Origin of the sequence: Paractinoplanes ferrugineus (assembly GCF_016862195.1) — a bacterium.
GTDB classification, from domain to species: domain Bacteria; phylum Actinomycetota; class Actinomycetes; order Mycobacteriales; family Micromonosporaceae; genus Actinoplanes; species Actinoplanes ferrugineus.
Genome location: NZ_BOMM01000036.1, coordinates 93,407 through 110,220, shown reverse-complemented (window position 1 = coordinate 110,220; position 16,814 = coordinate 93,407). Strand labels below are relative to the sequence as shown.

Here is a 16,814-nt window from a genome sequence, read left to right as displayed (position 1 = left end):
CCAGTGCATCGACCGGGTGGCCGCCGGCCGCGTGGATCACCTAGGGTCGCAGGCATGGACGAGCGGGCGGCGTGGCACGAGCAGCGCCGGCAGGCCATCGCCGGGCACGCGGCCGCCCAGGCGGCAAGCCGGGAGACCGAGGCCCGCCAGGCGACGGCACTCCTGACCGCGTTCGTCCGCCGGGCCGCCGAGCGTGGCCTGCCGCCCCGACCGCTCGCCGCGCGCAGCTTCGACGGCCGCGCGACCTATCGCACCAGGGCCAAGGGCTGGTATCTGAAGTCCAACCGCTCGGTCGCCGTGGGTGAGCACGGGGAGTATTACGTGCTGACCGTTCCGGCCTCGCTGCGTGCCCGGTTCGCCGGCGCCGATCTCTCCCCCAGCACACCCCGGCTGATCGTCGGAGCGGGCGGCGGCGACGGCGAGACCATCCCCTTGGCCCAGTTGCTTGATCAGCGACTCGACGCGGGAGTCTCCTGGCCTTGATCCGCCCACCGGCGGCCCTGTCCGCCCTGCTGCTCGCCGTGGCGACGGCGGTTGTCCCGGCCGCCCCCACGCACGCCGCCGACATCCCCTGCCCCAGGCCCGCCGTCGCGACGCCGACCGGCATCCCGCCGCGCCCGGTGCCACCGGCCGACGACCCGGTGAACAGCGCCGTCGGCGGGGCCGCGCTCGCCACCCACGGCCTGGTCGTCCCGGCCGGTGCCAAGCCACCGCCGGCGGTCACCGCCACCACGTGGATCGTGGCCGATCTCGACACCGGCGAGGTGCTGGGTGCCTGCGGCCCGCACGTCTACCAGACCCCGGCGAGCGTGCAGAAGACCCTGCTGGCCGCCACGGTGATGGACAAGCTCGACCCGAACCGGACCGTCACCGCGGTGCCCGGTGATCTCGACATCGAGGTCAGAAGCTCGGCGGTCGGCATCGTGCCGGGCGGGAAATACCAGATCTCCACGCTCTGGCTGGGTCTGCTGCTCAACTCCGGCAACGACGCCGCGAACGCGCTGGCCCGGCTGGCCGGTGGCGGCGGCGCGGACGGGGTGGCCCGGACGGTGGCCGCGATGAACGCCGAGGCCGAGCGGCTGGGCGCCCGGCAGACACACGCGGTCACGCCCAGTGGGCTCGACGGCAAGGGCCAGTTCACCAGCGCATATGACCTGGCGCTGATCGCCCGCAAGGACTTCGCCAACGCCGACTTCCGGAAGTACGTGCTGACCCGGTCCGCGCAGATGCCGGCCCAGCCGCAGCTGAAGAAGGCCGGCTTCCAGTTCCAGAACGAGAACAAGCTGATCTTCAATTATCCGGGCGCGATGGGCGGCAAGACCGGCTTCACCACGGTGGCCCGGCACAGCTACGTGGGTGCGGCCCAGCGCAACGGCAGGCGTCTGGTGGTGACCCTGCTCGGCGCCGAGGCCCGCCCCATGCGTGGCTGGCAGCAGGGTGCCGCCCTGCTCGACTGGGGTTTCGCGCTGCCGCGGACGGAGTCGGTGGGCAAGCTGGTCACCCCCGAGGAGATGGCCGCCCGCCAAGCCGCCGACACGCCGGCCCGGGCCGAGTCGGGCACCACCCCGTCGAAGAGGGCCGCGCCCGGCGTCCACTCGAGCGGCCCCGGTCCGATGACCGTGAGCCTCGCCATCGGCATCGCGATCCTGCTGGCCGGCACCCCGCTGCTGCTCCTGCTGACCCAGCGCAACCGGCGCCGCCCGGCCCGCCGCTGACCCGGCCGGGCCCTCAGGCCAGGATCAGGCCGAACACCCACACCACGGCCACCCCCAGCGCCGCGGTGAACTCGATGAGCATGGCCATACCGGCCGCACCCAGCGCCTTCTTGGTGGACGGCCAGGCCTGACCGGGGCCGAGCCGGTGCTGCTCGACCAGGAACACCCCGAGGATGAAGCCGAGGATCAGGCCCACCACCGGGATCAGGAAGAAGCCGACAAGGCCGAGCACGCCGCCGGCCAGCAGCGCCGAGTTGGGGATGCCCGCGCTCTTCAACCGCCGTCCCGGCAGCAGATATTTGATCAGCGCGCCCAGTGCCGCAACCAGGGTCGCGACCACCAGCACCAGCCATTTGACGCCGCCCGAGGCGTCGCCGAGAAGTGCCCACGCGAGCACGCCTAGCCAGCTCAGCAGCAACCCCGGAATCACCGGGATCACCACTCCCACCACACCCAGCGCTATCGCGATTCCGGCGATCACGTTCACGGTGGTACCGGTGTCACTGAGGTCCATGTGAACCAGCGTGCCCAACGGTCGCAAGGTCGCAAACACAGCAACCGTCACGCACCTTCAGGTGACCGAAAGGAGTACCTGACGCCGACCAAAGTTCTCTCCTGTCAGCCGGGAAGCCGCGTGAGCGAGCCGCCCGACCAACAAACCGGGGGAGCACACATGAACGCCATCGTGACGAACGCAGTCGACACCGCGCCCGCCGCCATCGTGCTCTCCGCAGCCGAGCAGGAGGAGCTGATCCGCACGCACATGCCGCTGGTCGGCCACCTCGTGCGTGACATGCTCACCCGCATCCCCAACCACATCCACCGGGACGACCTCACCAGCGCCGGCCTGCACGCGCTGGTCACCGCGGCCCGCGGCTGGGACCCGGAGCGGGGCATCCCGTTCCACCGCTTCGCGAGCACCCGCATCCGCGGCGCCATCCTCGACGAGCTGCGCTCGCTGGACTGGGCGACCCGCTCGGTGCGCACCAAGGCCCGCGCCACCGACACCACCCGCCAGCACCTGACCACCACGCTCGGCCGCACGCCGACCGCCGACGAGCTGGCCCAGGCCCTCGGCACCACCACCAACGACCTGCAGCGCACCGACAGCGACGTGTCCCGCGCGACCGTGCTGTCGCTGCAGGGCTTCACCACCAGCAGCGCCGACGACCTGGTCACCGAGAAGAACCCGGGCCCGGAGGACATGCTGCTGCAGCGTGAGCAGATCGGCTACCTGCACCACGCGATCAAGTCGCTGCCCGAGCGTCTGCACGTGGTCATCACCGAGTACTTCCTCAACGAGCGCCCGATGGCCGACATCGCCGCCGACCTCGGCGTGACCGAGAGCCGGATCTCGCAGCTGCGGGGCGAGGCGCTGGCGCTGCTCAAGGACGGCATGAACACGCACCTCAACCCGGACCTGGCCCCGGTTCCCGAGAACCCGGAGAGCATCACCGCCCGGCGCCGGGCCAACTACTACGCCAACATCGCGAGCAACACCTCGATGAACAGCCGGCTGGCGATGACCAACGCGCACGGCCACACGACGTTCGGCCGGACGCCCGTCGCGGCGGCCTGACGCAACCGGGCCCGGCTTCCCGCCGGGCCCGGTTCCGCGTGCTCAGGACGCCAGCGCGGCCAGCACCTTGGGCAGGTCGTTGCTGTGCAGGACACCCAACCGGCGGGTGGCTCGGGTCACCGCCACGTAGAGATCCGACAAACCGCGTGGGCTCTCCGCGATGATCTCATCCGGCTCGACGACCACCACGGCGTCGAATTCAAGACCTTTCGCCTGCCGTACGGTCATCAGCGCCACCTGGTTGAGCAGGTCGGGCTGCTCCCCCACGGCCGCGCCCGGAACCGCCTCGACCAGCTGCCGGCCCAGTTCCTCGGCCAGCGCCTCGGGCACGAGCACCCCGACCCGGCCCTCGCCCACCTCGGCGGTCTCCGCGCGTACGGCGGCAATCGTCTCCGCACCGAGCGCGACTCGCGGCACCCGCAGCGCCCACGGGTCGACGCCGGCGGATCGCACCGACCGCGGCGGCTGCAACGCCGCGTCGATCGCCGCCAGGACGTCGGCCGCCACCGCCATCACCTCGGCCGGCGTGCGATAGTTGACGGTCAGCTCGACCAGGTTCCACCGCTGCGCGACGTAGGGCTCGAAGACCTGCTCCCAGCCGGTCGCCCCGGTCAGCTCCGAGGTCTGGGCGACGTCGCCGACCACCGTCATCGACCGGCTCGGGCAGCGCCGCATCAGCAACCGCCAGGCCATCGGCGAGAGCTCCTGCGCCTCGTCGACGATCACATGGCCGAAGACCCAGGTGCGGTCGGCGGCGGCCCGCTCGGCCGCGGTCCGGGTGTCGATCACCTCGTGCCGCTCGACGAACGCGCTCGCGTCGACCACGTCGATGGCGGAGAGGATCTCCTCCTCCTGGTCCTCGAAGTCGAGCGACCGGGAGCCCTCGACGATTTCGAGAACACCCTCGGCGTACTCGATCGCCTCTCTTCTCTCCTGCGCTGCCTGGCGCTTCTGCAGGGTCTCGTCGACGCCGAGCAGCTCGGCCAGTTCGTCGAGCAGCGGGACGTCGGCGGGGCTCCAGCGGGCGTCGCGATCCCGGAGCAGAAGGGGGTCGCCGCCCGCCGATTCCAGGCGGTCGGCGTCGCTCAGCAGATCGCGCAGCACCTGGCGGGGGGTCAGCACCGGCCAGAAGTCGAACAGCGCCCGCTGCACGTCGATGTCCTCGCGCAGCTCGCGCCGGGTCTCGGCGAGGTCCGCGGCGGACAGCAGGTTCTCCCCGCCCAGCGGGTCGGCGCCGATCCGCTCGGCGATCTGCAGCGAGAGCGCGTGGATCGCCTCGGTCACGAAGATCGCCCGGGCCACGTTGTGCGGCCGCTCCGACCGGCGGGCCGCGGACCGGGCGTCCTCCAGCACCGACCGCTCGATGCGCAGCGGGTAGCCGTCGTGGTCGACCTCGACGTAGTCGTCCGGCACGGCCTGCCGGTCGGCGACCGCCTTGCGCAACACCTCGAGCATGTCGAGCCGGCCCTTGATCGCGGCGATGGCCGGCTTCTCGGTGGCGCGCGCCCGCACGCCCGGGAACATGTCACCGAGCGTGGCCAGCAGCACACCGGTCTCGGCGAGCGACGGCAGCACCTGCGAGATGTAGCGCAGGAACGTGGCGTTCGGCCCGAGGATCAGCACGCCCTGCTTGGTGAGCTGGGCCCGGTAGGTGTAGAGCAGATAGGCCGCCCGGTGCAGCGCGACCGCGGTCTTGCCGGTGCCCGGCCCGCCTTGAACGACCGTGACGCCGTTCAGCCCGGCGCGGATGATCTCGTCCTGCTCGGCCTGGATCGTCTCGACGATGTCGCGCATCCGGCCGGTGCGTTCGGCGGTCAGCGCGGACAGCAGCGCCGCCTCGCCGGTCACGTCCTCCCGGCCGCCGGCGCCGCCGGCCTCGAGGTCGAGGACCTCGTCGTCGATGCCGGTGAGCTTGCGACCCTTGGTGCGCAGGTGCCGCCGCCGTTTGACGCCGTCCGGGGAGACCGCCGTCGCCAGATAGAAGGCGCGCGAGGCGGGGGCCCGCCAGTCGATCAACAGGGGGTCCTGATCGTGCTCGGGCGCGGACAGACCGAGCCGGCCGATGTAACGCGTTTCACCGGCGGTGTAATCGAGACGGCCGAAACACAGGCCGTTCTCGACCGCATTCATCTGGGCCAGTTGATCGGCGTAATGGCTGCGGTTCGCCTCCCGCTGGGCGCGGCCCTGCGGGGTGCCGCCGGACTCCAGCAGGATGCCCTTCAGCCGCTCGTCGGCCTGGTCACGCAGGCTGTCCAGCCGTTGGTAGAGAGTGGTGAGGTACGCCTGCTCCGCGGCGAAGCTTGACAATGCCGCTCCCCTTTGTGTTATCATTCAGCGCGTGACGCCGTTTATCAGGCGTCTTTTTTTATGCTCGACAATCGCCCAGATTAGCGCATCGACTGGCGTGCTCCCAGGGGTAACGGCGTCCCGCGGAAGTGTCCGCAATCCGTCAAGTTCTCCGGCGAGCCGTTACGCGCGACCGTCGATCCGCATTAGTCCCGGCATGAACCGCAACCACCCGATCCGACGTCTCGGCGCGCTCGCCCTCCTCACCACCGCCGCTCTCACCCTCGTCACCGCGTGCTCCGGCGACGACGAGCCGGCCGGGAACTCGGCCGTGGCCGCCGCCGGTGGCCCCGAGCCCAAGACCGTCGAAGGCGCCAAGGCCGCCGCGCAGACCGTCTTCGACCGGTTCTCCGGAGGCGACTACGCCGGCGCCTGGGACCTCTACACCACGGCCGGCAAGACGGCGATCAGCAAGGCCGACTACATCAAGCTGAACCAGGCCTGCTCCCGCAAGGGTCTCGCGATCCAGCTCACCAGCGCCCGCATGGAGGGCCAGGACCGGGCCGTCGTCATCGCCAAGCAGCTGGTGGCCGCGCAGTCGTACACCATGCTCTACGAGGACAACGCCTGGAAGCTGGAGCCGGCCAAGGAGGGCCTCGCCCTCTACAAGCTGGGCGCGGCCAAGGCCATCGCGGCTCAGAAGAAGGCCGGGACCTGCGCCTCGTGACATGCGAAAGGGCCCGCCGCGAGCACACGGCGGGCCCTTCGCTGTCGTCACGCCACCTTCAGCAACCCGTCCGGGTTGGTCAGCTCCAGCCGGGTGTGCAGGGTGCCGCGCACCGCGATCTGGTCGTAGTAGGCGGCGCGGCGGCGGGCCACACAGCCCTCCTTGGGCGGGTTCTGGGCGGCCAGCGAGGGGTCCAGGTGGGTGTTCATGCCGTCGCGCAGCAGGCCCAGCGCCTCGGCCCGCAGCTGTGACACCCGCGACTCGGTGACCCCCAGCTCCTCGGCGATCCGGGCCATCGGCCGCTCGTCGAAGAAGTAGCCCTCGACCACCACCCGCAGCCGCTCCGGCAGCGCGTCCACCGCGTGCCGCAGGTAGCCCAGCCGCTCCCGGCGGATCAGCATCTCCTCCGGCCCGGCGCTCGGCTCGGTGACCATGTCATCGGCGCCGGCGGTGGCAAAACCTTGAAGACTGAAGACAACCGCGCGATGTACGTCGTCGTCGGCGGTCTCGATGTCCTCGACCGTGACACCCATCCGCGCCGCCACCTCCTGGATGGTCGGCGTGCGGCCCAGCTCGGCGGTCAGCTCCTGGCGTGCCGTGTCGGTACGCCGGGCCCGCTGCCGCACCGAGCGGCTGGCCCAGTCCAGGCCCCGCAGCTCGTCCAGCAGGGCACCGCGCACCCGGGCGGCCGCGAACCGGCCGAACGGGACGCCACGATCGACGTCAAAACCACGTGCCGCGTGTACGAGCGCGGCGTAGCCTGCGGACATCAGATCGTCACGATTGACGTGCGCCGGGACGCGGGCAAGCATCTCGCGGACCAGATGACCGACCAACGGCATGTGTTCCTGGACGATGTCCTGCTTACGGCGGTCGACTGGCGGACGGTCGGTTACGGCAACGGGGGCACCGCTCATAGTGGGGGAATCTCCTCGCGGTAACGCCCGGGTTGGGGGTGTCCCGGGCACTGAGGAGAACGGTGATCCCGGCTGAGTGCTAACCGGGTCCCGGCAAGGTGCAGCCCGGTTGCATATGCTTGATCCCCAACCATTGGAGTTCCCGCTACATGTTGACCTTCTCCGAGCTCGGCGTTCCTGCCGCTCTCACGCAGGCACTGACCGGCCTCGGCATCACCACCCCGTTCCCGATCCAGGCCGCCACCCTGCCGGATTCCCTGGCCGGCCGGGACGTCCTCGGCCGTGGCCGCACCGGCTCCGGCAAGACGTACGCGTTCGTTCTGCCGGTGCTCGCCCGGCTCGCGGCGTCCCCCTCCCCACGCCGCCCCAAGCGGCCGCGGGCACTGATCCTCGCGCCCACCCGGGAGCTGGCCTCCCAGATCGAGGCCACCCTGGCCCCGCTGGCCGCGGCGGTCGGTCTGCGCACCCTCGTCGTCTTCGGCGGGGTCGGCGCCAACCCGCAGATCCGCGGTCTGGCCGCCGGCGTCGACGTGCTCGTCGCCTGCCCCGGCCGGCTCGACGACCACCTGCGTAACGGCCACGCCTCGCTGGACGCCGTCGAGATCACCGTGCTCGACGAGGCCGACCACATGGCCGACCTGGGCTTCCTGCCGGTGGTGCGCCGCCTGATGGAGCAGACCCCGCGCACCGGCCAGCGCATGCTGTTCTCGGCGACCCTCGACAACGGGGTCGACGTGCTGGTCAAGCGCTTCATGCGCGACCCGGTCACGCACGCCGTCGACGCCGCCGCCGAGGCCCCCGTCGAGATGTCCCACCACGTGCTGCACGTCCGCGGCGACGACCGCTTCGGCGTCCTCGTCGACCTGCTCGCGGCCCCCGGCCGCTCGGTCGTCTTCACCCGCACCAAGCGGCGCGCCAAGGTCCTGACCCGCCAGCTCATCGCGGCCGGGGTGCCCGCCGTCGAGCTGCACGGCAACCTGGCCCAGAACGCCCGCAACCGCAACCTGGCCGCCTTCTCCGACGGCAGCGCCGAGACCCTGGTGGCCACCGACATCGCCGCCCGCGGCATCCACGTCGACGACGTCGGCCTGGTCGTGCACGCCGACCCGCCGGTCGAGCACAAGGCCTACCTGCACCGCTCCGGCCGCACGGCCCGAGCCGGCAACCAGGGCACGGTCATCACGCTGATGACCGACGACCAGCAGTCCGAGGTCCGCGACCTGACCCGCCGAGCCGGCGTCCGCCCGACCACGAGCCGGACCCGGCCGGGCGACCCGCTGTTGTCCGAGCTGGCCCCGGGGGAGCGCCGCTTCGTGGCGCCGCAGCCGGCGTCCGCCCAGACCGGCCGCACCACCCAACCCAAGCAGCGCACCGGCAGCCAGTCCGGCCGCGCCGCCCAACCTTCCCGGGCTGCCCAACCTGCCCGGGCCGGCTCTGCGCGGGCGGGTGAGTCGACGCGGGCCGCTCAGCCCTCCCGGGGCGGCTCCTCGCGGGCGGGTGAGTCGACGCGGGCCGCCGAGCCGCGGGGCGGCCGCTCCCGCGGTCGTGGGCGGGGGGCCGCACACGCCTCCCCCGGACTCGGCGGCGAGTCGGCGGCGGCTCCGGCGCGACAGGGCGGCTCCACCGGCGGAGGCGCGGGCCGGGCACGCCCGGCGGCCGGCGGTCAGACCCGCAACAGCCAGTCCACCGGTGCCGGAGGCGCGGCCGCGTTCTCGGCGTCGAGCCGGGCGGGACGCCGGGGCGGCCGCTGAGCTTCGGCCGTCGCGCCCGCCAGAGGAGGTCGACCCGATGATCCGCATCGTGCCCATGACCGAGGAGCACCGCGAACCGGTGCTCGAGATCTACCGTCTGGGCATCGCCACCGGCAACGCCACGTTCGAGACCGAACCACCCGGCTGGGACAGCTTCACCGCGGCCCGGCTCCCCGAGCACCGTTTCGTCGCCGTCGACGAGGCCGGAACGGTGCTCGGCTGGGTCGCCTGCGGCCCGGTCTCGCCACGGCCCGTCTACGCCGGTGTGGTCGAGCACTCGGTCTACGTCCACCCCGACGCCCGCGGCCGGGGCGCCGGCCGGGCCCTGCTCGCCGCCTTGATCACGTCAACCGAGGCGGCCGGGATCTGGACCATCCAGTCCGGTGTCTTCCCGGAGAACACCGCGAGCCTGGCCCTGCACACCGCCTGCGGCTTCCGCACCGTGGGCACCCGCGAACGAGTGGGCCGCCACCACGGCCGGTGGCGCGACGTGACCCTGCTCGAACGCCGCAGCCCCACCGTGCACTGACAGGCGGCCTCGCCGTGGCCGCAGCCGCGGCGGACGCCCGTCGCCGCTGACGGTGCTGTCGTCCGCGGCGAACGTCAACGTCAACACCGTGCTCGAGGACGTGCTCGGCAACCTGCGCGCGATCCGGCAACCGCATTCCTGCGCCTGGCCCGCGCTCTGCTCTGCTACGCCGCGCCGCTCGTCTCGACCTGTCAACCAGCGACCACCCCTGACGAGACGCGGTCTAGGTCGTCGGGACCTCTACCTGGATCTCGGCGCCCAGGTCGAAACCGTCGCACAACTCAAGTTCGTCGCCGCTCCAGAAGCGGCCCGGGTCGTACCAGCTCGGGTTGTGCCGGCGGGGCAGCAGGCCCATGTCCTCGTAGGTCACCGCGACCACCTCGGCGCAGTAGGCGGTCTCCAGGGCGGCGTCGGAGACGTCGGCCCGGCGCCAGCGGCGGGGACGGATCTGCGGGACCCGGCCGCGGGCCCAGCGGAACGCCAGTTGGGCCGACGAGGGGAACGGGGTGCCGTCGAGCCGGGCCACCGTTTTCAGCGCCTTGTCCTCCATGGTGCGCGAGACGCCGGGCTCGAGTTGGCGGAGCCAGCCTCGCTGGCCGTAGCGCCGCGCCCACACCGTCACCGCGTCACGCAGGTCGTGCAACTGGACGCCGCGCTGGAAGGTGCCGGACCACAGGTCGGGCAGGGACTTGCCGAGCTCGGCGTGCCACATGAGCGGTGGCATGTCCTCGATGACCAGGGACATGCCGACGTGGTTCACGGGGCTGTTGGTGAGGGTCTGGATCGCCCGGTCGGGGCCGGAGCGCCCGCGGAAGATCCAGATGTCACCGGTGCGCGTCAGGTCGATCGCCTGGTCCAGGCTGATAGCGGCATCCACGTGTCTATCCTCGGATGATGCGTTGGTGGAAAGTAGTGGGTCTGGCCGGGTTAGCAGGGGTTGCGGCCACCGGGGCGGTGGTCGCGCGGTCCGAGCGCAAGCGCAGGGCTTACACGCCGGACGAGGTCCGGCAGCGGTTGCATCAGCGAGCCGCCGAATCAGACAACGTCAGCGTCACGGAGTAACGACCATAGTCCGGCTCCGTCGGGGGCGCTGAACCACGTCTTGCCGCCGGAGCCGACCGCCTCGGGTGTGCCGGCCGGGCCAGGGATGGCACCGGCCAGCACCGCCTGGGTCGGTGACAGGCGGCGGATCGCCACGGCGGCCACGCTCTCCGGGTGGGTCTGGGCGAACTCGGAATAGAGCTCCTGGTCGTGCTGGCCGTCGTCGCCGATGAGCAGCCATCGGATGTTCGGGAACTCCTGCGCGAGCCGGCGCAGGGTGTTGCGCTTGTGTTCCTGGCCGCTGCGGAACCAGCGGTCAGCCGTGGGGCCCCAGTCGGTGAGCAGGAGCGGGCCGGCCGGGTAGAGGTGGCGGCCGAGGAACCGGGTGAGTGCCGGGGCGACGTTCCACGCACCGGTCGACAGGTAGAACACCGGGGCGCCGGCGTTGGCGGTCACCAGCCGCTCGTAGAGCACCGCCATGCCCGGCACGGCCATCCGGGCGTGCTCGTCGAGGACGAACGTGTTCCAGGCGGCCAGCAGCGGCCGGGGCAGCGCGGTGACCATCACCGTGTCGTCGATGTCGGAGATGAGGCCGAACTTGCAGTCGGGGTCGACGACCCGGACCGGCGCCTCGACGGTGGCGCCGCCGTCGGTGGAGAGCTGCGCCTTGGCCCAGCCCGGGGCCAGGTCGCCCTTGACCCGGCAGTCGACGTAGCCGCTGCGGTCGGTGCGGGTCTCGGTGACGGTCTCCCCGATCTGGATGCGCACCACGGCGTTGCTGACCGGGGACGACATGAAGCTGCGCCAGCCGCGCACCTTTTCCAAGCGCTTGCGCGCGTGCGATCCACGGGTCAGCACGACCCGCGCCATCACCCGGGCCCAGCCGGGCCCGCCGTAGCCGGTGTAGGCCGTGATCACGGGACGGAAGCCCCGGTTGCGCAATCGGCGCTCGACGATCTCGTGAAGTGCGTCCTCCACCAGGGCGGCCCGGTGCATCCGGGTCACCGGCAGAGCGGAACTCGCCGGAGTCTGCGTCACGCTGGTCTCCTAACCGTCGAGGGTGCGGCGGCCGTCCCGTGCCGGTTACGGTACCTGCCCGTGCCGACACTTGCGGGCGATTGCATACCCCCTCCAATCAGGACTCTCAAGCCGCCGCCGGGAGCTCGGCCGTGGTCCACTGCTCTGCCCACCATTGTTCATCGGCGGCCGGTTGCGTCGCCGCGGCGTGGCTGACGGCGCCCGCCTCGAGCCGCAGGGCCCGCAGCGACTCGGCCGCCGCCTCGGCCTCCTGCCAGGCCGTCCGCTCGATCTTGAGAGCCTTTTGATACCCGTCGAAGCGATGGGCGCGCACCGCCTGCCGCAGCATCGACTCCTGCATCACCGGGTGCAGGCGAGGGTTCCAGCCACGGTGTGCGTAGATGTCGTTCAACTGCGCGATGGAGATCTCCTGATTGCGGCAGGCGGCCCCGGCGGCGTGATGCAGATAACGCTCCCGATGGGCGTTCTCCCCCGGCTTGCGTCGCTTACTGATCAGCGGATAGGCGCATGCCTTGGCGGCCTGCCGGGCCAGCTTGTCGGCCGCGTCGAAAGCGGCCCACGCGGCGTCGAGTCGTTCCTGCGCGGAGTCCCACTCGGCCCGCAGACGGGCGGCGGCGGCCGCGGCCCGCTCGGCGGCCACCTCGGCGTCATCGGCGGAACGGCGGTCGGCGGGGCCGGCGGCTGGTCGGCGTCGCTGCATCCGGGCGATCACGACGGTCGCGAGCAGCACGGCACCGAGCATCACCGCCCAGAGGGCGGCGGCCTGCGGAACGGAGACGAGAAAGCTGTGCATGGCGGTTTCCACCGAAACACCTCACAGAGAGACGCGGCCTGCGTGGGGAGGTTGCGCTGAACGGGCCTTGACCGGGGCGCCCGCGAAAGGGCGGACTAGCGGCCGGAGCGCTGGCTCAGTGACCGAAACGGATCGCCGGCGGAGCCCGCTCGCCACGAACCCGGGGCGACGCGCCGGTCAGAACGGCGAGCGTTGCCAGGGCGATGATCGTGACGATCGGGGCCGGGGCGGGAGCGAGGTGCTCGACGCGTACCACCGAAGGGGCCGGCACCGACGCACGCACCGCGACCGAGGTCGCGGGGGCGGTTACCGACTCGACGACCGCGACCGACGGCACAGCGACCGGAGTCGCCGGCGCCGGCGCCGGTGTGGTGAACGCGAGAGCGAGCATCGCGAGCCCAGCGAAAAAGCGCATCAGGCGACGCGAGTCCCAGTGCATGGGAAGCACACGCGCCACAAATGTCACGTGGCTCAACTTACCGGCAAAGACCACAACGTGCACGGGTCCTACTCGTTGTGGTTCATTTCGGGCGCGTCCGGGTTACCCGCCGGAACGAGGGACTATTGACCGGTGGAACTTCAGGTGGTGGAGCAGGTGGCGACTCTCGGCGAGTGGATCGCCGAGGGCGGCGTGGTGGTGCTGAGCGGCGCGGGCCTCTCCACCGACTCGGGCATCCCGGACTACCGCGGCCCGTCCGGCTCGGCCCGGCGGAGCACCCCGATGACCTACCAGACCTTCACCCGCGATCCGATCGCCCGCCGGCGTTACTGGGCGCGTAGTCACCTCGGGTGGCGCACGATCGGGGCGGCCGTCCCGAACGACGGTCACCGGGCCGTGGCCCGCCTGCAGCACCAGGGCGTCCTCGACGGCATCATCACCCAGAACGTGGACGGGTTGCACCAGGCGGCCGGCGCGAACGACGTCGTCGAACTGCACGGCAACCTGGCCTGGATCACCTGCCTCGCGTGCGGTGAGCTGACCCGGCGCGAGGTGCTGAGCGACCGCCTCGACGAGGCCAACCCGACGTTCGCCGCAGTGGCGGTGGCGTTCAACGCGGACGGTGACGCCGAGCTGGCCGACGAGTCGCTCGACGAATTCACCGTGGTGGATTGCCTGGGCTGCGGCGGGATGCTGAAGCCGGACGTCGTCTACTTCGGAGAGACGGTCCCCGCGGACCGCGTGACTCGCAGCTTCGCGTTGGTGGAGAACGCCCGTACGCTGCTGGTCCTTGGCTCCTCGCTGACTGTCATGTCGGGCCGGCGGTTCGTGCTGCGGGCCGCGAAGCTGGGCATCCGGGTCGCGATCGTCAACCGTGGAGTGACCCGGGGCGAGCCCTACGCGACGCTCACCATCGATGCCCCATTGGGCATCGTGCTGCCCCATCTGACTGCCCTACCGGCCTGACATTCGCCGCAAACCCGGCGCGTTTCGGTGCGGTTACCAGAGCGATACACAAATAAAGTTTCTTTCTCATTGACGTGACGGCGGCCACTGGCGTTAACTGCCGGAACCGGTCCCGAAACCGGTTCCGCAATGCCCTCGCAACATGATCTCCGCACTCCGGAGACAATCGCGGGCCTCGACTCAGGAGGACCAGTGCCGATCACCATCGCCGACGTGGCGGCCCGGGCGAAGGTCAGCAAGACGACCGTTTCCCGGGTGCTGAACGGCAAGGGTGAGCTGGACGAGTCGACTGCCGCCCGGGTCCGCGCCGTGATCGACGAACTCGGCTATGTGCCCAGCTCCCGTGCCGTCGGGCTGGCCCGCGGACGCACCCGGGTGGTGGGCATGCTCGTTCCGTCACTGACCTGGCCGTGGATCGGCGAGGTGATCCAGGGTGCCGTCGACGTCCTCGAGACGGAGCGCTACGGGCTGCTGCTGTTCACGTGCAACCGCGGCGACGAGTCGATGCGCCAGTTCGGTGCCCAGGTGTCCGCCAAATCCTTCGACGGCCTGCTGGTCATCGAGCCCGAAGGCACCCTCGAGTACATCGCCACCCTGCACCGCCGCGGCCTGCCGGTGGTGCTGATCGACGACCGTGACCAGACCTCGGGCGAGATCCCGAGCGTCGGGACGACGAACCACGACGGGGCCGGCTCGGCGGCCCGGCACCTGCTCGAGATCGGCCGGCGGAGCCCGCTGGTGATCACCGGACCGGAGCGTTTCGGCTGCACCCGCCAGCGCCTGGACGGTTTCGCCGGGGTCTTCGCCGACGCCGGCCTGCCGATCGCGGCCGAGCGCACCTCGCTCGGCGACTTCACCGTGGCGTGCGGCGCCGAGGCCGTGCAGACCGCGATCGCGAACGGCGTCGAGTTCGACGCGGTCTTCGCCCACAACGACCTGTCCGCGCTCGGTGCCATGCAGGCGCTGCTGGACGCCGGCCGGCGCATCCCGCAGGACGTGGCGGTGGCCGGCTTCGACGACATCCCGACGGCGGCCCACACCCAGCCGCCACTCAGCACCGTGCATCAACCGCTGCGCGAGATGGGCGAGGCCGCGGCTCGTACGCTGCTGGCCCACTTCGAGGGCACACCCCTGCCCAACCGTCCGACAGTCATTCCGGCGAGCTTCGTCAAACGAGGCTCAACCATCGAATAACACGGTGAGCACCCCCGATCACTGATCGGTCACCGCCACGCGCCCTCTTGCACGGAGCCCCTGACCCGGCCCCGCGATGGCGTGCACCCCTCTTCACCCAAACACCACTCAGGAGTACCGATGCAGAGAAGGACTCTGTTCGCAGCCGTCCTGGCGGGCGCACTCGCCACCGGCGGCATCGCCGCGTGCAGCGACTCGCCCAACGCCAACAACGCGAACGCCAACAAGGGTGGCGTCGACTACCTGCGGATCGGCATGCCCAACGGCACGCAGACCGAGAACCACAACCCGTTCGCCGGTACGTCGTCGGCCAACGCCCTCGGCTACAAGTGGATGCTCTACGAGCCGCTGCTCATGTGGAACCCGGTCAAGCCGGCCGAGCCGGCCAAGCCGTGGCTGGCCAAGGAGGTCAAGTGGGCCGCTGACTTCAAGTCGGCGGACATCACGGTGCGCGACAACGCCACCTGGTCGGACGGGCAGAAGCTGACCGCGGACGACGTCGCCTACACGTTCACCCTGCTCAAGAGCAACGAGGCGCTGAACGCCAACGCCATCCCGTTCGGTGACATCACGGTCAGCGGCAGCACGGTGCACGTGACGTTCGCCGCGCCGCAGTTCGTCAACCAGAACAAGATCATGGCGAACACCACCATCGTGCCGAAGCACATCTGGGAGAAGATCTCGGACCCGGCGACGGACGTCAACAAGAACCCGGTCGGCTCCGGCCCGTACACGCTGAAGTCCTTCACCCAGGCCGGCGTCGTGCTGACCCTGCGGGACAGCGGCTACTGGGGCACCATGCCGAAGGTCAAAGAGCTGCGCTACACGTCCTATGCCGACAACAGCGCGCAGACCACGGCGCTGGCGAACGGCGAGGCCGAGTGGAGCTTCGTCTTCATCCCGAACTACCAGGCCACCTTCGTCTCGAAGGACCCGCAGAACCACAAGATCTGGGCGCCCGGCGTGCTCGGCATCCACGGTCTCTACATCAACACCACGGTGAAGCCGTTCGACGACCCGAAGCTGCGCCAGGCCATGAACATGGTGATCAACCGGGCCGACATCTTCAACCAGGCCGAGGCCGGTTACTTCCACCCGCAGATCAACAGTGTGACCGGCCTGCCGGACGGCGCCGGTGACGCGTTCATCGCGCCGGAGTACAAGGACAAGAAGCTCACCGTCGACGTCGCGGGCGCCAAGGCGCTACTGCAGAGTGCCGGCTACCAGCTCAACGGCACCACGCTCACCGACCCGTCCGGCAAGCCGGTGAAGATCACGCTCACCGACCCGGCGCCGTGGTCCGACTACCAGACGTCGCTGGAGATCATCAAGACGAACCTGGCCGAGATCGGCATCGCGGCCACCGTCGACAAGGCCAACCAGGACAAGTGGGACCAGAACGTCCAAAAGGGCGACTTCCAGGCCACCCTGCGCTGGACCAACGGCGGCGCGACGCCGTACGACATCTACCAGACCGTCATGGACGGTGACCTGATGAAGCCCATCGGCACCGCCTCCCAGCAGGGCAACTTCGGCCGGTTCAAGAGCCCGGAGGCGACCGCCGCGCTCAAGGCGTACGCCAACGCCACCAGCGACGCGGACCGCACCACCGCGATGAACCAGATCCAGAAGGTCTTCGTGGAGCAGGCTCCGATGCTGCCGGTCGGCTCCGACAACGTCGGTGGCGCCTACAGCACCAAGAACTGGACCGGCTGGCCGTCCGACGCCGACCCGTACGCGGGCATGCAGCCCACCCAGCCGTACGCGCTCGACGTGGTTCAGCACCTCAAGCCCGCCAACTCCTGATCGCCGGCCGCTCCCCGCACGGCACCCTCGTGC

16 protein-coding genes are annotated in these 16,814 nt (G+C 70.9%); 9 read left to right on the top strand and 7 right to left on the bottom strand.

From position 1 onward, the window contains the following. Positions 1-54: 54 nt before the first annotated feature. Both Afe05nite_RS19945 and Afe05nite_RS19940 read left to right on the top strand, forming a co-directional pair. Positions 55-483, top strand: a complete 429-nt coding sequence (locus Afe05nite_RS19945; protein ID WP_203818650.1) for a hypothetical protein — start codon at positions 55-57, stop codon at positions 481-483. After that, positions 480-1,715, top strand: coding sequence for a D-alanyl-D-alanine carboxypeptidase family protein (locus tag Afe05nite_RS19940; RefSeq protein WP_438868469.1), 1,236 nt, complete (start codon positions 480-482; stop codon positions 1,713-1,715). Before Afe05nite_RS19945 ends, Afe05nite_RS19940 begins: the two co-directional genes overlap by 4 nt. Positions 1,716-1,728: 13 nt before the next feature. Here the strand turns inward: Afe05nite_RS19940 and Afe05nite_RS19935 are convergent, their stop codons facing one another. Beyond that, the gene (locus Afe05nite_RS19935) at positions 1,729-2,229 is read right to left on the bottom strand and encodes a DUF456 domain-containing protein (RefSeq protein WP_203818649.1); all 501 of its coding nucleotides are present in this window, start codon (positions 2,227-2,229) and stop codon (positions 1,729-1,731) included. 159 nt (positions 2,230-2,388) lie between these two features. On the opposite strand from Afe05nite_RS19935, the gene Afe05nite_RS19930 reads away from it, so the two are divergent. After that, positions 2,389-3,294 carry a sigma-70 family RNA polymerase sigma factor gene (locus tag Afe05nite_RS19930; RefSeq protein ID WP_203818648.1) on the top strand — a complete coding sequence of 302 codons (906 nt, stop codon included), beginning with the start codon at positions 2,389-2,391 and terminating at the stop codon, positions 3,292-3,294. Between the two features lie 42 nt (positions 3,295-3,336). Here the strand turns inward: Afe05nite_RS19930 and Afe05nite_RS19925 are convergent, their stop codons facing one another. Then, positions 3,337-5,625, bottom strand: a complete 2,289-nt coding sequence (locus Afe05nite_RS19925; protein ID WP_203818647.1) for a HelD family protein — start codon at positions 5,623-5,625, stop codon at positions 3,337-3,339. Positions 5,626-5,797: 172 nt separating this feature from the next. On the opposite strand from Afe05nite_RS19925, the gene Afe05nite_RS19920 reads away from it, so the two are divergent. After that, entirely contained in the window at positions 5,798-6,307 is a 510-nt protein-coding gene (locus tag Afe05nite_RS19920; protein ID WP_203818646.1) for a hypothetical protein, read from the top strand. Positions 6,308-6,354: 47 nt separating this feature from the next. Here Afe05nite_RS19920 and Afe05nite_RS19915 read toward each other — a convergent pair whose 3' ends face one another. Then, positions 6,355-7,224 (bottom strand): sigma-70 family RNA polymerase sigma factor, encoded by an 870-nt coding sequence (locus Afe05nite_RS19915; RefSeq protein ID WP_203818645.1) that lies wholly within the window; start codon positions 7,222-7,224, stop codon positions 6,355-6,357. 149 nt (positions 7,225-7,373) lie between these two features. On the opposite strand from Afe05nite_RS19915, the gene Afe05nite_RS19910 reads away from it, so the two are divergent. Together Afe05nite_RS19910 and Afe05nite_RS19905 are read left to right on the top strand one after the other, a co-directional pair. Continuing rightward, on the top strand, positions 7,374-8,975 hold the full coding sequence (locus tag Afe05nite_RS19910; protein WP_203818644.1) for a DEAD/DEAH box helicase: 1,602 nt from the start codon (positions 7,374-7,376) through the stop codon (positions 8,973-8,975). A 37-nt stretch (positions 8,976-9,012) separates the two neighbouring features. Further along, positions 9,013-9,504, top strand: coding sequence for a GNAT family N-acetyltransferase (locus Afe05nite_RS19905; RefSeq protein ID WP_203818643.1), 492 nt, complete (start codon positions 9,013-9,015; stop codon positions 9,502-9,504). 223 nt (positions 9,505-9,727) lie between these two features. Here the strand turns inward: Afe05nite_RS19905 and Afe05nite_RS19900 are convergent, their stop codons facing one another. From Afe05nite_RS19900 to Afe05nite_RS19885, 4 genes are all read right to left on the bottom strand, one after another. Continuing rightward, positions 9,728-10,381, bottom strand: a complete 654-nt coding sequence (locus Afe05nite_RS19900; protein ID WP_203818642.1) for a hypothetical protein — start codon at positions 10,379-10,381, stop codon at positions 9,728-9,730. Positions 10,382-10,539: 158 nt separating this feature from the next. Continuing rightward, positions 10,540-11,541 carry an App1 family protein phosphatidate phosphatase gene (locus tag Afe05nite_RS19895; protein ID WP_203818656.1) on the bottom strand — a complete coding sequence of 334 codons (1,002 nt, stop codon included), beginning with the start codon at positions 11,539-11,541 and terminating at the stop codon, positions 10,540-10,542. Between the two features lie 148 nt (positions 11,542-11,689). After that, positions 11,690-12,388 (bottom strand): hypothetical protein, encoded by a 699-nt coding sequence (locus Afe05nite_RS19890; protein ID WP_203818641.1) that lies wholly within the window; start codon positions 12,386-12,388, stop codon positions 11,690-11,692. 103 nt (positions 12,389-12,491) lie between these two features. Then, positions 12,492-12,791, bottom strand: a complete 300-nt coding sequence (locus Afe05nite_RS19885) for a hypothetical protein (RefSeq protein WP_203818640.1) — start codon at positions 12,789-12,791, stop codon at positions 12,492-12,494. A 156-nt stretch (positions 12,792-12,947) separates the two neighbouring features. Between Afe05nite_RS19885 and Afe05nite_RS19880 the strand changes: the two genes are divergently transcribed. The 3 genes from Afe05nite_RS19880 to Afe05nite_RS19870 all read left to right on the top strand — a co-directional run bounded on the left by Afe05nite_RS19880 (position 12,948) and on the right by Afe05nite_RS19870 (position 16,781). Further along, positions 12,948-13,781, top strand: a complete 834-nt coding sequence (locus Afe05nite_RS19880; RefSeq protein ID WP_203818639.1) for an NAD-dependent protein deacetylase — start codon at positions 12,948-12,950, stop codon at positions 13,779-13,781. A 192-nt stretch (positions 13,782-13,973) separates the two neighbouring features. After that, positions 13,974-14,975 carry a LacI family DNA-binding transcriptional regulator gene (locus Afe05nite_RS19875; protein WP_203818638.1) on the top strand — a complete coding sequence of 334 codons (1,002 nt, stop codon included), beginning with the start codon at positions 13,974-13,976 and terminating at the stop codon, positions 14,973-14,975. Between the two features lie 120 nt (positions 14,976-15,095). Further along, complete coding sequence (locus tag Afe05nite_RS19870) at positions 15,096-16,781, top strand: ABC transporter substrate-binding protein (RefSeq protein WP_203818637.1); 1,686 nt, start codon at positions 15,096-15,098, stop codon at positions 16,779-16,781. Positions 16,782-16,814 lie beyond the last annotated feature (33 nt).